The organism is Desertimonas flava, from assembly GCF_003426815.1.
In the GTDB taxonomy this organism is placed as follows: Bacteria; Actinomycetota; Acidimicrobiia; order Acidimicrobiales; family Ilumatobacteraceae; genus Desertimonas; species Desertimonas flava.
The window spans coordinates 1-15,384 of the sequence record NZ_QKYK01000056.1 but is presented as its reverse complement, the minus strand read 5'-3'; the positions used below and the strand labels follow the sequence as shown (position 1 = coordinate 15,384).

The following is a 15,384-nucleotide window of genomic DNA, read 5'->3' as shown; positions in this document are numbered from 1 at the left end:
CGGCGTGAGCGCCGGCCGTCCGAGCGAGCGCCAGCGAGCCGGGCGGCGATGGGGCGCGAGCGCAGCGAGCGGGGGCGCAGCCCCCGGGATTGACGGCGTGAGCGCCGGCCCTCCGAGCGAGCGCCAGCGAGCCGGGCGGCGATGGGGCGTGAGCGCAACGAGCGGGGGCCCCGGGGTTGACGGCGTGACCGCAGCTCGCGGCGCCGCCCCGGGCCTGGCGGCGTGACCGTGGCGCCGTTCGCCGTGGAGCGCTTCACCGGGACGCCCGGTGCCTTCCACGCCACTGAGCTCCTCGACGATCCGGTCGCTCGCGTCGTGGTCGCCGACGCCACGGCCGACGCCCTCGTGCTCGGCTCGAGCCAGCCGCTCGACGTCGCCGATGAGGCGGCGTGCGCGGTCGCCGGAGTCGAGCTGACGAAGCGACGCAGCGGCGGGGGAGCGGTGTTGGTGGAGGTCGGGGCGATGTGTTGGTTCGATGTCGTGGTGCCGGTCGACGACCCACGCTTCGCCGGCGTTGCCGGTGACGTCACGGGGTCGATGGTGTGGCTCGGCCGTCACATCGCCGCCGCCCTCGCCGACCTCGGCGTGGCGGGGGTCGCCGTGCACGACGAGGCGATGGTGTGCACGCCGTGGTCCCGGCTCGTGTGCTTCGCCGGGGTCGGGGGCGGTGAAGGGCTGGTCGACGGCGCCAAGCTCGTCGGCATCAGCCAGCGTCGCCGGCGCCAGGGCGCCCGCTTCCAGTGCATGGTGCACACGGCGTGGCACCCCGACCGGATGCTGGGGTTGCTCCGCCCGCCCAAGCCCGCGGCGACTGACTTGCCGGCCGTCGCCACCGTGCCGATCGACGTCGCCACGGCCTTGCCGGCCGCTGTCGCCGCGCGCCTGAGCGCCTAGCCCTCACCCGGGCGCCCCACTTCCCCCCACCGGGGCCCACGCGTGCCCCAAGTGCCGACCGGGAGCGTCGGCTCAAGCCCGCTCCCGCAGGCACATCCGCTCTGACCGCACGCGAACTCGCTGGTGACGGCCGTGGGTGCGAGGTGGGGGAGCAGGGGTGAAATGTGGCGCGAAGTGGGGGTGAATGGTTGACAGAGGGGGGAGTGGGGGGCAAAGTGGGGATCGGTGGAACCGGCCCCGAGGTTCCACGAAGGCAGCCGACGGGGCGAAAAGAGTGGAAAGGCCAGGTCGAGCGCGATGTTTTTCGGGCGTCACGAGCGTCAGCTCGACGACAAGGGCCGAGTCGCTCTCCCCGCCTCCTTCCGCGACGACCTCGGAGAGCGCTGCTACCTCTCCTTCGGCGAGAACGGCTGCATCGACGTCCTGGCTGCCGAGGACTTCGAGACCAACGCCATCGAGCTCCGCGAGCGGGTGAAGCGCGGCGAGGCGCCGATGTCCCGCCTGCGGGCGATGACCCACTCGGCCACGCCGGCGAGCGTCGATCGTCAGGGCCGCATCAAGGTCGACGAGCGACTGCGCGAGTTCGCCCAGATGTCCCTGTCGTCCAAGATCGTCGTCACCGGCAACCTCGACCGCATCGAGCTGTGGAGCGAGTCGGTGTACGCCGGCGTCGAGGCCCGCGCTTCGAGCGACCTCGCCCGGGGCGACTCGTGAGTCGTTCTGCTGCGTTCCGTACCGGCGAGTCGCCGAGGCTCAGTGGCCACGCAGGCCGCGTGATGGCGGGTGTCTTGTGAGTGCGGCCCCGTTCGAACACGAGTCGGTGATGCTCGACGAGATCGTCGACGTGTTCGCCACGGTGCCGCCGGGAACGATCGTCGACGCCACGCTCGGCGGTGGCGGCCACAGCGCGGCCATCCTCGAGCGCTACCCGGCGATCTCCATCCTCGGCATCGACCGCGACGAGCATGCGCTCGCCGCGGCCCGAGCGCGACTGGCGCCGTTCGGCGAGCGTGCCGCCACCGCCCATGCCCGGTTCGACGCGATCGACGAGATCCTCGCCGATCGCGGCCTGACGGAGATCTCCGGCGCGCTGTTCGATCTCGGCGTCTCCTCGCCGCAGCTCGACCACCCCGATCGCGGGTTCAGCTACCGCAACGACGGCCCCCTCGACATGCGGATGGACCGCACGCAGGACCTGACGGCGGCCGACGTCGTGAACACCTACGAGCGCGACGACCTCGCCCGGGTGATCCGCCGCTACAGCGACGAGCGCTTCGCCGGCCGCATCGCCGCGGCGATCGTGGCCGCCCGACCGATCACCACCACCACGCAACTCGCCGACGTCGTGACGTCGGCCATCCCGGCGCCGGCCCGGCGCAAGGGCGGCCATCCCGCCAAGCGCACGTTCCAGGCGATCCGCATCGAGGTGAACGGCGAGCTGAGCGCCCTGCCGGACGCGATCGACAAGGCGATCGACGCCACGGCGCCGGCCGGACGCATCGCCGTGCTCACCTACCACTCCGGCGAGGACCGCATCGTCAAGGAACGCTTCCGCGCCGCCGAGGGATCGTGCGACTGCCCGCCCGGGCTGCCGTGCGTGTGCGGCGCCGCCAGCGGACGGCTCGTGAAGCGAGTCCGCACCACCCGTACCCCGTCGGCCGCCCAGGCCGAAGCCAACCGCCGGGCCCGCTCGGCCCGTCTTCGCGTCGTCGAACGCATCGTCCAGGAGCAGAACCCGTGATCAGCGCCCCGATCAGGACCTTTCGTCCGCCTCCGTTCGCTCGTTCCTCGCTCACTGCGCCGGACGAGTTGATGCGGAGCGGCTTCGCCGCACCCAACCGCAGGCGGCGGCGAGCAAGCTCGCCCGATGCCGCCGACACGGGGGCGACTGCCCCCGAACCCCCGACGGCGACGTCGCGTGGCACGGACGGCGACCGGTCTCCATTCGGCGCGGTCGACTCGGACCCTTCGGAGTTTCGGTCGTGAACGCTGTGCCGATGAAGCGGATCGACGCGCCGCGGCGTCGACCCGGACATCGTTCCGGTCGCACCGTGCGCATGCCGATGCAGCGCCGCGACGGCTACTCGGGGGTTGCCGAGGCCGCCGCAGTCATCGAGCAGCGTCCGCAGCTGCGCGTCGTGCCGAAGCGGCGCCTCGCCGCCAACGCCGCGGCGATCGCCGTGGTGGTGATCGGTGTGCTGATGCTGTCGGCGGTGGTGCTGCACACGAGGCTCGCCGAACGCCAACTCGAGATCGACCGGCTGGAACGGCAGGTGGAGAACGAGCACGCCCGGTTCGACGTGCTGCGCAACCACCGTGCCGAGTTGCGGGCACCGACGCGGTTGTCGGGCGCGGCCGCCAACCTCGGCATGATGCCGGCCATCGACACCCGGTTCGCCGATGTCGACCCCTACTTGTACGCCTACGTGCTGGCGATCACCGGGGGCATCGGCGACGAGGACGGGGCGCTCGTCGCCTACGACGCCCTCGACCAGGTGCGTCGCGTCCGTGCCGCCGAGGCGGGCATCGATTCCGACGCGGCCGACAACCCGGCCGACGACCCGTTCGACGCCGCGGACGTCGCCAACGACGTCGGCGTCACCGAACCGGCGGTCGCCGGCGAGGGGAGTACGCCGTGAGCCGCGACGACGACCGGTTCCGCCGCACCCGGACGCACGGTCTCGTGAAGCGCGACGTCCGGTCGCGCAGCGAGCGCTCGTCCCGGCGAGCGGTCAGCGGATCGGCGACCGGTGCGATCGCCCGGCCCGAGGTACGCCCAGACCGCCGTCAGCCGGCGTCGACGTCTCGCTCGCAACGGGGTCGGGCGCGCGCCGCCTCCACGGACACGTCCCGGTCCGGCCGCGGTCGCAACGCCGAGGGCCGGCGGACCAGCCGCTACGGCGACGGACCGGTCGCCAGCCTCGGCGAGGCGCGGGCGCATCGCCGCCTGCGCTCCGACGCCGACCGCCAGCACCTGTCGTCCCGCCACGGCACGCGGCCCGATCCCCGGCAGCGCGCCCGTCGCACGGTCAAGACGACCAAGCCGTTGCTGGCGAACCGGTTCGGTGCCGGTCGCCCCCGTTTCCGCCTGATCGCCACGCTCGTCACGCTGCTCGTCATCCTCACCGCCGTGCTCGCCAAGGTCGGTCTGATGCAGGGCGGCGGGCAGGCCGAGGCATTGCGCAACGAAGGGGCCCAGCAGTGGACCCGCACCCGTGAGTTGCCGGCGCGTCGCGGCAGCATCTTCGACCGGAACGGCGATGAGCTCGCCCTGTCGGTCCCGGCGTCGACCGTGTACGTCAACCCGCTGCAGATCGAGGACCCCGAGGGGACCGTCCGCATCCTCACCCAGCTCGTCGGGCTCGACGAGACGCGGTCGAGCCAGCTGCTGCAGAAGATCATCGACGGCTCCCAGAACGGGGTCGGCTTCCTGTACGTGGCCCGGCAGATCGAACCGTCGATCGCCGAGCAGATCTCGTCGCTCGAGATGCTCGGCGTCGGGACGTACTCCGAGGACCGGCGCGTGATGCCCGGCGGGGCCACCGGTCTGAGCGTGATCGGGCGGACCGACATCGACGGCTTCGGTATCGCCGGCTTGGAGGCGATGTTCGGCTGCAACCCCGACGCCAAGCCGATGGCCGACGGCACCCCGCCGCTGCAGTGCGACAGCCACATCCTGATCGGCGACGACGGAGCGATGACGCTCGAGGTGGCGCCGGGCGGACGGTCGATCGCCGGGTCCGAGCGCATCATCGACCAGCCGGTCCCCGGTGTCGACCTGATCACCACGATCGACCGGTCGGTGCAGTACGCCGTGGAGCAGTCGCTGCTCGCCCACGTCAACGCCACCCGGTCACAGGGTGGCCAGGTGGTGGTACAGGCCGTCAACGGCGACATCATCGCGATGGCCGCCGTCGAGCGGGACAGCCGCGGGCGGGCGATCGTGAGCACCGCCAACTGGACGGCCGTCGGCGCCTACGAGCCGGGGTCGGTCGGCAAGGTCATCACCGTCGCCGCCGCACTGAACGAAGGGGTGGTCACGCCCGAGACGATGCAGTACGTCCCCGACACGTTCGACTGCACCCGCGACCCGACCGATCAGCCGCTGTCGGATTCGCACCCCCACGAGGACTGGTCGCTGTCGACCCGCGACATCCTCGTGCGCTCGTCGAACGTCGGCACGATCAGGATCGGTATGGCTCTCGGCGACGGATCGTCGCTGCCCGGTTCCGCAGCGCTCGCACCACTGCACGACTACATGCTGGCCTTCGGGCTCGGCGAGGTGTCGTCGCTCGGCTTCCCCGGCGAGACGGCGGGCCTGCTCAAGCCGTGGCAGGAGTGGGAGGGCACCGAGCGTTGCACCGTCATGTACGGCAACGGCCTCGCCGCCTCACCGATCCAGCTCGTCAGCGCGGTCAACACCATCGCCAACGACGGCGTGTACGCCGGGCCCCGCATCGTCTCGGCCACAGTGGGCGCCGACGGGACGATCACGCCCGCCGACCCGACCCCGACGCGCCAGGTCGTGTCGCAAGAGGTGGCCGAGCAGGTGCAGCAGATGATGAAGGCCGTCGTGTGCGACGACAACGGCACGGCGAACCAGGCTCAGGTCGACGGTCTCTCGGTCGCCGGCAAGACGGGCACGTCGTACAAGGTGCAGGCGGACGGCACGTACTTCAACGAGGAAGGAACCCGCAACTACTACACGTCGTTCGTCGGCTTCTTCCCCGCCGAGGACCCGCAGGTGACGATCCTCATCGGCATCGACGACCCCGCCCGCGGCACCTCTGGTGGCCAGTCGGCGGCGCCGCTGTTCCGCCAGCTGGTCCCCACGATCCGCCACGAGATGGGCATCATCCCGCCGCCCGGATCGACCGACTGCGACGGAGAATGACCGGAGCGTGATCACGTTGGACGATCTCCGGACCGCGCTGCCCAAGGCTGCGCAGGCGAGAGTGGTGGGCGATGCCACGCGCCCGGTCGCGGCGATCACCCACGATTCCCGGGCCGTCACCCCGGGTGGGATGTTCGCCTGCCTGCGCGGCGAGCACTTCGACGGTCACGACTTCGCCGCCGCCGCCGTCGACGCCGGCGCCACGTCGCTGCTCGTGGACCATCCGTTGTCACTCGACGAGTCGGCGGTGTCCCAGCTCGTGGTCGCCGACACCAGGCGTGCCCTCGGCACGGTGGCGTCGGCGGTGTTCGGCAACCCGTCCACCAGCCTGCGCGTGATCGGCATCACCGGCACCAACGGCAAGACCACCACGTCCGCCCTGTTGGCGTCGATCCTGCGGGCCGCCGGTGACCCGACCGGCGTCATCGGCACGCTGTCCGGCGCCCACACCACCCCCGAGGCGCCCGAGCTCCAGGCCCGCCTGGCGTCGATGCACGCCGAGGGGGACCTGTCGGTGGTGATGGAGGTGTCGTCCCACGCCCTCGCGCTCCACCGCGCCGACGGCATCCGCTTCGACGCTGCCGTGTTCACCAACCTCGGCCGCGACCACCTCGACCTGCACGGCACCCAGGAGGAATACTTCCGGGCCAAGGCGTCGCTCTTCGAGCCGGGCCGGGCGGTGGTCGGCGTGGTCAACGTCGACGACGTGCACGGCCGCCTGCTGTTCGACGCGGCACCCATCGAGATGGTGCCGTTCTCCCGTGAAGATGCCGGCGCCGACGTCACCGTCACGGCCAGTTCGTTGCGGTTCACGTGGCGCGGTGTGCGCCTCGACGTGCCCATCGGCGGCACGTTCAACCTGATGAACGCCATCGCCGCGGCCACGACAGCAGCGGCCGTGGGGATCGGCATAGACGCCATCGTCACCGGCCTGGCGACCGCACCAGCCGTGCCCGGCCGGTTCGAGCGGGTGCTCACCAGCGACGGCACGGCGACGGCGATCGACGTCGTCGTCGACTACGCCCACACCCCCGACGGTCTCGAGGAGGTCATCGCGGCCGGGGGAGCGGTGGTGGGCGAGCGCGGTCGGGTGATCGTGGTGTTCGGCGCAGGGGGAGACCGGGATCGCGACAAGCGCCCGGCGATGGGTGCGGTGGCGGCGCGACTGGCCGACATCGCCGTCGTGACATCGGACAACCCGCGATCGGAGGATCCGCGCGCCATCATCGATGCCGTCGTCGCCGGAATCGGCGCCGATGATCGCGGCCGCGTCGAGGTCGTGGTCGACCGCGCAGACGCAATCAAGACGGCGATCACGCTCGCCGAACCAGGAGACATGGTGATCATCGCCGGCAAGGGTCACGAGACGACCCAGACCATCGGGTCGGAGGTTCTCCCCTTCGACGACCGGGAAGTGGCCCGCAAGGTGCTCGAGGGCCGGGCATGAGGTCCGGACCTCGGCGAGCGTTACGATTGGTGCCTGGCACCAACCGTAACGCCGGCCACCAGAAGGCGGCGACGGCGTGATCGCCGTCATGATCGCCGGCGTCGTGGCCGGGCTGGTGTCCCTGTTCGTGACGCGGTTCTTGATCACGGCGTTCCGGACCCGTGGCCTCGGTCAGCCGATCCTGGGCAAGGAGGACCGCGGGCCCGAGCATCACATGGCCAAGCAGGGCACGCCGACGATGGGCGGCATCGCCATCATCGTCGCCGCTCTCGTCGGGTGGCTGGCGGCCCACGTCCGTGACGGGCTGCCGTTCAGCACGCAGGGCCTCATCATCTGGGTCGGCGTCCTGGCGATGGCGACGATGGGCTTCCTCGACGACTTCATCAAGGTGCGCAAGCGGCACAACCGCGGGATCTTCTGGAAGCAGAAGAACTACATCACGATGGCGATGAGCTTCGGCATCGCCTGGTGGCTGGTGGCCCAGACCGGCATCTCCGAGACGATCTCGCTCACCCGCGCCGACTATCCGGGCTGGGACGTGCCGACGTGGCTCTACATCATCGTCGCCGGGCTGGTCATCTGGTCGACGACGAACGCCGTGAACGTGACCGACGGGCTCGACGGCCTCGCCGGCGGCTCGGCGCTGATGGCGTACGGCGGCTTCATGATCATCGGCTACACCGCGCTGCGCTTCCCCGACATCTATGGCGCCGTGGTCAACCCGCTCGACCTCACCGTGCTCGCCGCCGCCTTCGCCGGTGCGTGCATGGGCTTCTTGTGGTTCAACGCCGCGCCCGCCCGCATCATCATGGGCGACGTCGGCGCCCTGGCCATCGGCTCGTCGCTGGCCCTGCTCGCCCTCACGACCAACACGCTGCTGCTCCTGGTGTTCCTGTGCGGCATCAACGTGATGGAGGCCGGCTCGGTGGCCGTCCAGATGTCGGTCTTCAAGGCGAGCGGCCGCAAGAAGCGGCTGTTCCGCATGACCCCGATCCACCACCACTTCGAGCTGCTCGGCTGGCCGGAGACGACCGTGATCATCCGCTTCTGGCTGATCGCCGCGATCTGCGTCGGCGCCGCTCTCGGCGTCTTCATCGGCGACTTCACCCGCGTCTCCAATATCGGAGTCCCGTGAAGGCGCTGGTCTACGGGTTGGCGGTTGCCGGGGAGGCCACCGTTCGGGCGATGCAGTCCCGGGGCATCGACGTCCTCGCCGCCGACGACACGTCCACGCCGGAGCGTCTCGCCCTGGCCGGCGACCTCGGGGTCGACCTGGAGGTCGCCCCTGACGACACCGCGCTCGAGCGTCTGCTCGGCGCGGTCGACCTCGTCGTCCCCGCGCCCGGCGTGCCCGAAGGGCATCGCCTGTTCGCCGCGGCGACGGCCCGCGAGGTCGACGTGGTCAGCGAGATCGAGCTCGCCTACCGCTGGGAGCAGGAGCGGCCCGGTGGCCCCCGGCCGATGCTCGCCGTCACCGGCACCGACGGCAAGACCACCACCACGCTGCTCGCCGTCGAGATGCTCGCCGCCGCCGGTGTCCGCTCGGTCGCCGCCGGCAACACCGAGGTGCCCCTCGTCACCGCCCTCGACCTCGACCTCGACGCCTTCGTCGTCGAGTGCACCAGCTTCCGCCTCGCCTGGACCGAGCAGTTCCGCGGCGAGTCGGCGGCGTGGCTCAACCTCGCGCCCGACCACCTCAACTGGCACCGGTCGTACGCGACGTACGGCGACGCCAAGAACCGCATCTTTGCCAACCAGCGGCCCAGCGACGCCGCCATCGGGTTCGCCGACGACGCCGACGTGATGCGCTACCTCGCTGCCGCCCCGGCTCGGCACGTCACGTTCGCCGCCGATGGCGCCGACTACCGGGTCGTCGACGGCGTCCTCACCGGACCCACGGGTCAGCTCGCCCCGGTCTCCGCCCTGTCGCGCCGCCTGCCCCACGACATCACCAACGGGCTCGCCGCGTCGGCGCTCGTCCTCGAGGCCGGTCTGGCCTCCACCGACGCCGTCGCCGCCGCGCTCGGCACGTTCACCGGCCCGCCCCATCGCATCGAGCTCGTCGGGGAGATCGACGGCGTCGAGTACTACAACGACTCCAAGGCCACCACGCCCCACGCCGCGGCCACGGCCATCGCCGCGTTCGACCACGTCGTGCTCATCGCCGGCGGGCGCAACAAGGACCTCGACCTGTCGCCGATGGTCGCCCAGCCGCACCGCATCCGCGCCGTCGTCGCCATCGGCGACGCCGCCGACCTCATCGCCGACCTCTTCGCCGGGGTCGCTCCCATCCACCGGGCATCGACGATGCCCGACGCAGTCGACGTCGCCGGAGCAGCTGCACGCTCCGGCGACGTCGTCCTTCTGTCGCCGGGGTGCGCCAGCTACGACTGGTACTCCGGCTACGAAGCCCGCGGCGATGACTTCCGCCGCATCGTTCAGGCGCTCGCCGCCGGCATCCCTCCCGCGCCCCACGAGGAGACAGCAACACCGTGACCGCGACGCAACAACCACGCGCCGGCCGAGCCGGACTCGACGACGGGGCCTACCCCGTTCGTTCGCGACGACCGCACCGGCCGTCGCCCGGCCGCTCTCGTCGCCAGGCAGATCGCCCGGCGACGAGCTTCCGCGAGGTCGTCGAGCAGGCGACCGCCCTGCCCGAGCACCCCGCCGACGATCTTCGCCCGGCGATCGACCGGGCGATCCCGATGACCGAGCGCCGTCGCCTCGCCCTCGAACGGCTCAACGTCGCGGCGAAGCCGAAGGCCAAGCACCGAGTGAGCCAGCGCGGTGCCGCCGTCGCCGAGAAGCCGCGCTTCTGGGACGTCCAGCACGGCCCGGCACCCATCGGCTACTACGTCCTCGTCGTCGTCGTCACCGTGTTCGTCATGCTCGGCCTGGTGATGGTGTTGTCGGCGTCGGCCCAGACCGAGGTGCAGAAGGGGAACAGCCCGTACGCGATCTTCAACCGTCAGCTGCTGTGGGCGGGCCTGGGCACGATCGGGTTGTTCGTCACGATGCGCGTGAGCCTCCCGTGGGTGCGGCGCCTGGCGACGATCGGGCTCGTGCTGGCCGGTGGCGGGATGCTGCTGCCGTTCGTTCCCGGCGTCGGCATCACGATCAACGACGCCCGGGCGTGGATCGACCTCGGGTCGTTCACGATGCAGCCGTCGGAGTTCCTCAAGCTCGCCGTCGTGATCTACGCCGCCGATCTGCTGGTGCGGAGGCAGAACGACCTCGCCGACGTGCGGCGCAGCCTGCGCCCCCTCCTCCTCCTCGCCGGGTTCGCGGCCGGCGCCTGCTTGATGCAGAGCGACCTCGGCTCGGCGATCGTGATGACCTCGATCGTGCTCGCCGTGGCGTTCATCGGTGGCGTGCCGCTGGTGCCGATGATCGCGTCGGGCGTGATGGCCGCGGGTGGGGCGATCGTGTTCGTGGTCTCCAGCCCCCGCCGCCTCGACCGCTTCACGGCCTTCCTCGACATCGCCGGCAACCGCGACGAGCTCTCGTACCAGGTCAACCAGGGCATGCTCGCCATCGCCAACGGCGGCCTGTCGGGCTCGGGCGTCGGCGGCGGCAACGGCAAGCTCGGCTACCTGCCGCTCGCCCACAGCGACTTCATCTTCGCCGTCATCGCCGACGAGCTCGGGTTCGTCGGGTCGGTCGCCGTCGTCGGAGGCTTCGGGGTCCTCGTCTGGTTCGGCATCAAGGCGGCCCTGTCGTCGCCCGACCGGTTCGGCATGCTGGTCGCCGGCGGCATCTCGGCCTGGTTCGGCGTGCAGGCGATCGTCAACATGGGCGGCGTCGTCGGTCTGATGCCGGTGACCGGCCTCACGCTGCCGTTCTTCTCCGCCGGTGGCTCGTCGCTGTTCATCTCGATGACGGCGGCCGGCCTGCTGCTCAACGTCGCTCGCCGCGGACACGTGCCGGCGTCCGAGGAGCGCCGCAGCATCGCCCCGGCCGGCACGCGCACGGTTCGCCGGGCGCGGCTCGCCACGCCGCGCTCATGAGCTTCGCCGTCATCACGGGCGGGGGGAGTGCCGGTCACGTGCTGCCCGCCCTCGCCGTGGCCGAGGCGCTCGAGGACGCTGGGCACGAGGCAGGCGACATCCACTACGTCGGCGCCCGCCGCGGCATCGAGTCGCGGTTGCTGCCGGAGACGCCGTACGGGCACACGCTGCTCGACGTCGACGGACTCCAGCGCGGGATCAGCGCGAGCGACCTGCGCCGAAACGCAGCGTTCCTGCCCAAGCTGGCGTCGGCGGTCCGTCAGGCCCGGCGCCTGCTCCGGGAGCTGCAGCCGAAGGTCGTCATCTCGGTCGGGGGCTACGCCAGCCTGCCGGCCGTGCTCGCCGCCCGCCGCCAGCGCATCCCCGTCGTCGTGGTCACCTACGACCGCCAGCCCGGCCAGTCGAGTGCCATCACGGCGCGCTTCGCTGCGGCCGTCGCCGCCGCCTACGAGGGGTCGCCGCTTCCCAGGGCGACGGTGACCGGCGCACCGGTCCGCCGGGTCATCCGCCAGGTCGATCGCGTCGGGGGCCGCGCCGCCGCTCGCGAGGAACTGGGGCTGCCCGCCGATCGGTTCGTCGTGGCCGTGATCGGCGGCTCGCTCGGCTCGGGGATCCTCAACGAGGCGGTGACGGCGTACGTGGACGGCCACGGCGACGATCGTTCGCTGGCCGTGCGCCACGTGGTGGGCGAGCGCTTCGCCGCCTCGGCGGCGGCTCCCCGCGACGGAACCGACGGTGTGCTCTACCAGGTGGTCGGCTACGAGCCCCGCATGGACCTGGTGTACGCCGCCGCCGACCTGCTCATCGGGCGCGGCGGTGCGACCACGGTGGCCGAGGTGTCGGTGACCGGCATCCCGGCGATCCTCGTGCCCTGGGCCGGCGCCGCCGAGGATCACCAGACCGGCAACGTCCGCTGGCTCTCCGACGCCGATGCCGCCGTCCTGCTCGCCGAGCCCGATGTGGCGCGGCTGGGTGAGGAGATCGAGGCGCTGCGGCACGACGACGAGCGCCGCCACTCCCTCGGAACGGCGGCCGCGGCGATGGGTGCCCAGCATCGCGGCGGCGGGCTGGCCGAGCTGATCGAGCGCGTGGCGAGTGCATGATGCCGATGTTCTGGCGGCGCGAAAAGGCCCTGGGAAGGCGTTCTGGCGCCAGCAGAGATCCGGGTCTCGTTCTGGTGGCGCGAAAAGGCCGTGGGGTGGCGTTGTCGCGCCAGCAGACGCACCGCAGGGGTTCGGGCGCTCGGCGTGGATGCCTCGGCTCAGGGCCCCGGGCGCTCTAGCCTCGTAGCTGCCGTGAGCACCTCACCCCTCTCCCCGCCGCCCGATCCGGTGGCCGTTCCGGTCGCGCCGCTCGACCTGTCCACGCCGCAGCGCCTGCACATCGTCGGGGTCGGTGGGCCGGGGATGTCGGCCATCGCCATCGCCCTCGCCGAGATGGGCCACCGCGTGTCGGGGAGCGACATCCGCGAGCAGCCGGTGCTCGACCGGGTGCGGGCCGCCGGGGTCGACGTGCACGTCGGCCACGACCGGGCCCACGTCGAGGGGTGTGACGCCGTCACGTCCTCCACGGCGGTCCCGGCCACCAACGTCGAGCTGCGCCACGCCGTCGACCTGGGCATCCCCACACTGCGCCGGGCGGGGATGCTGGCGTCGATCTGTGCCATGGCCCGCACCGTCGCCGTCGCCGGCACGCACGGCAAGACCACCACGACGTCGATGCTCATGCTCTCCCTTGCCGAGGGCGGCATGCGGCCGGGATTCGTGGTCGGCGGCGACGTCACCGACGCCGGGACCGGTGCCCAGTGGACCGGCAGCGAGTGGTTCGTGGTCGAGGCCGACGAGAGCGACGGCACCCATGTCGAGCTGCCCCTCTTCGGCACGATCGTCACCAACCTCGAGGTCGACCATCTCGACCACTACGGCACGTTCGAGCGCTACCTCGAGAGCTTCGAGCGCTACCTGGCGACGATTCCCGGCCCGAAGGTGCTGTGCGCCGACGACGAGCGCTGCGCCGCCCTGGCGGCCCGCTTCGGCGGCATCACCTACGGGCTCGCCGAGTCGGCCGAGTTCCGGGCCGTCGACGTGGTCGCTGCGTCGGGCGCGTTCACGTTCACGGTCGAGCACCGCGGGACGTCGCTCGGCACCGTGCACCTGCCGATGCGCGGCGTGCACAACGTGATCAACGCCACCGGCGTCATCGCCATGGCCTCCGAGCTCGGCGTGCCGTTCGTTGCCGTGGCCGCGGCGCTGGCCCGCTTCGGCGGCGTCGCCCGGCGCTTCGACGTCCGTGGCGTCGACGGCGGGGCGACGTTCGTCGATGACTACGCCCACCTGCCGACCGAGATCAGGGCGGTGCTGGCCGGCGCCCGCGGCAGTGGCGACGGCTGGAAGCGGGTGATCGCGGTGTTCCAACCGAACCGCTTCAACCGGATGTCGCGCATCTCTCGCGAGTACGCCGACGCGTTCGTCGACGCCGACGTGGTGGTGCTCACCGAGATCTACGCGTCGGGCACGACACCGATCCCCGGCGTCACCGGTCAGCTGGTCGTCGACGCCGTCCTGGAACGGCATCCCGAGACGCGGCTCGTGTGGCTGCCCCGGCGGGAGGACATGATCTCCTTCCTCGCCGGCGAGGTGGGCGAGGGCGACGTGTGCATCTCGATGGGCTGCGGCGACATCGCCACACTGCCCGACGAGGTGCTCGACCGGCGCCAGGTGCTGCGCATCCAGGCCGTCGGCGACACCTTCCCTGGACCGTCCGGCACCGGCACCGCGCGGGGCGTGACCGCGACGTGACGGCGCGCCCGACGTCCGTGGCGGCCGCCGCGGCCGTCCTCGGAGACCTCGCCGAGCGCGACGTGCCGCTCGCCCCGTTCACCACCTACCGGTTGGGCGGTCCGGCGGCGGTGTTCGTTCGCGCGTCGTCGGCCGCCGACCTCGAGGCCGTGGCCGCCGCCCGGCGTGAGTCGGGCCTGCCGGTGCTCGTGGTGGGTCGCGGGTCCAACCTGCTGGTCGCCGACGCCGGGTTCTGCGGCATCGCCGTCCTCGTCACCGGCCTGCAACGCGCCGACGGGGGAGCGGAGGGGCCCGACATCGTGCTCGACGACGAGGCGGGCACGTTCGCGTCGGGGGCCGGGATGGCGCTGCCCGTCGTGGCCCGCCGCCTGTCTGCGGCAGGACGCCGCGGCTTCGAGTGGGCCGTCGGGGTGCCGGGCTCCATCGGGGGAGCGGTCCGCATGAACGCCGGCGGGCATGGCTCGGACATCGCCTCGTGCCTCGTCGACGCCGACATCGTCGACCTCTCCTCGGGGGAACGCGCCACGTGGCCGGCAGCGGACATCGGGCTCCGATTCCGGTCGTCGGCACTCACCGACGACCACGTGGTGGTCTCGGCCCGTCTCCGCGTCCACCCGGGCGACCGTGCCGAGTCCGAGGCCGAGCTCGCCGAGATCGTCCGGTGGCGGCGCGAGAACCAGCCGGGCGGCCAGAACGCCGGATCCGTGTTCGTCAACCCGGTCCCCGGCGAGGTGAGCGCGGGCAGCCTGATCGACGGGCTCGGCCTGCGCGGCCTGCGCCACGGTTCGGCCAGCGTGTCGGACAAGCACGCCAACTTCATCCAGGGTTCCGACGGCGGATCCGCCGACGACGTGCGCCAACTCATCGAGTTCGTCCGGGCCAAGGTGGCCGCCGAGACCGGGTTCCTGCTGCGGAGCGAGGTCCGTCTCGTCGGCTTCGACGCCGAGACTGCGGCCGGGGCCCCACCGGGGGTGCCGGCATGATGCGCCGCGGCAAGCGCGACAAGCAGCGTCCCGAGCCGTCGGCTCCGCAGCCTCCCGCCCGGCCGCCAACCGTCGACGAGGCGGCGCGCACGGTCGAGCAGCCCGTCGTGCCGGGCTCGGGAGAGCCTGAACCGTCCGAGCAGGTGCTCGACGAGCTGCTGTCGTTCTTTGGCGTCCGCCATCACCATCACCACCCCCACCACCAGGACGAGTCGCGGCGGGCGGCGTCGGCGCCTTCGCGACCCACGTCGACCGAACCGCCTTCGGCCCCGGTCCTGGCCGCCGCCCCGCCGAGCGCCGCCGGCGAGGCACCGCCCACACCCGACGCCGCGGCCGGGCCCGAACCGCCGACCGCCCA

The 15,384-nt window shown here is 72.1% G+C and carries 12 protein-coding genes and 1 pseudogene; all 13 read left to right on the top strand.

Translation table 11 applies throughout. From position 1 onward, the window contains the following. Positions 1-222: 222 nt before the first annotated feature. The gene (locus DN771_RS28550) at positions 223-894 is read left to right on the top strand and encodes a lipoyl protein ligase domain-containing protein (protein WP_117000980.1); all 672 of its coding nucleotides are present in this window, start codon (positions 223-225) and stop codon (positions 892-894) included. A 297-nt stretch (positions 895-1,191) separates the two neighbouring features. Beyond that, the gene (locus DN771_RS28545) at positions 1,192-1,608 is read left to right on the top strand and encodes a division/cell wall cluster transcriptional repressor MraZ (protein WP_162942533.1); all 417 of its coding nucleotides are present in this window, start codon (positions 1,192-1,194) and stop codon (positions 1,606-1,608) included. Positions 1,609-1,684: 76 nt separating this feature from the next. Beyond that, complete coding sequence (gene rsmH / locus DN771_RS28540) at positions 1,685-2,635, top strand: 16S rRNA (cytosine(1402)-N(4))-methyltransferase RsmH (protein ID WP_205528823.1); 951 nt, start codon at positions 1,685-1,687, stop codon at positions 2,633-2,635. A 256-nt stretch (positions 2,636-2,891) separates the two neighbouring features. Continuing rightward, entirely contained in the window at positions 2,892-3,533 is a 642-nt protein-coding gene (locus DN771_RS28535) for a hypothetical protein (RefSeq protein WP_162942532.1), read from the top strand. After that, positions 3,530-5,788 (top strand): peptidoglycan D,D-transpeptidase FtsI family protein, encoded by a 2,259-nt coding sequence (locus DN771_RS28530; RefSeq protein ID WP_117000977.1) that lies wholly within the window; start codon positions 3,530-3,532, stop codon positions 5,786-5,788. Before DN771_RS28535 ends, DN771_RS28530 begins: the two co-directional genes overlap by 4 nt. A 7-nt stretch (positions 5,789-5,795) precedes the next feature. Beyond that, positions 5,796-7,235, top strand: a complete 1,440-nt coding sequence (locus DN771_RS28525) for a UDP-N-acetylmuramoyl-L-alanyl-D-glutamate--2,6-diaminopimelate ligase (RefSeq protein WP_205528822.1) — start codon at positions 5,796-5,798, stop codon at positions 7,233-7,235. A 76-nt stretch (positions 7,236-7,311) separates the two neighbouring features. Beyond that, positions 7,312-8,370, top strand: coding sequence for a phospho-N-acetylmuramoyl-pentapeptide-transferase (gene mraY, locus DN771_RS28520; RefSeq protein ID WP_117000976.1), 1,059 nt, complete (start codon positions 7,312-7,314; stop codon positions 8,368-8,370). Continuing rightward, positions 8,367-9,731 carry a UDP-N-acetylmuramoyl-L-alanine--D-glutamate ligase gene (gene murD, locus DN771_RS28515; protein WP_162942531.1) on the top strand — a complete coding sequence of 455 codons (1,365 nt, stop codon included), beginning with the start codon at positions 8,367-8,369 and terminating at the stop codon, positions 9,729-9,731. The genes mraY and murD overlap by 4 nt, the downstream gene beginning before the upstream one ends. Continuing rightward, positions 9,728-11,245: a putative lipid II flippase FtsW gene (gene ftsW, locus DN771_RS28510; RefSeq protein ID WP_117000974.1), complete on the top strand. Its 1,518-nt coding sequence runs from the start codon at positions 9,728-9,730 to the stop codon at positions 11,243-11,245. The genes murD and ftsW overlap by 4 nt, the downstream gene beginning before the upstream one ends. Further along, complete coding sequence (locus DN771_RS28505) at positions 11,242-12,348, top strand: UDP-N-acetylglucosamine--N-acetylmuramyl-(pentapeptide) pyrophosphoryl-undecaprenol N-acetylglucosamine transferase (RefSeq protein WP_117000973.1); 1,107 nt, start codon at positions 11,242-11,244, stop codon at positions 12,346-12,348. Before ftsW ends, DN771_RS28505 begins: the two co-directional genes overlap by 4 nt. 192 nt (positions 12,349-12,540) lie before the next feature. Further along, positions 12,541-14,043: a UDP-N-acetylmuramate--L-alanine ligase gene (gene murC / locus DN771_RS28500; RefSeq protein WP_162942530.1), complete on the top strand. Its 1,503-nt coding sequence runs from the start codon at positions 12,541-12,543 to the stop codon at positions 14,041-14,043. Continuing rightward, on the top strand, positions 14,040-15,026 hold the full coding sequence (gene murB / locus DN771_RS28495; RefSeq protein WP_162942529.1) for a UDP-N-acetylmuramate dehydrogenase: 987 nt from the start codon (positions 14,040-14,042) through the stop codon (positions 15,024-15,026). The genes murC and murB overlap by 4 nt, the downstream gene beginning before the upstream one ends. Beyond that, positions 15,023-15,384 (top strand): annotated as a pseudogene (locus DN771_RS28490) (hypothetical protein); the annotation flags it as partial. The gene murB and the pseudogene DN771_RS28490, both read left to right, overlap by 4 nt.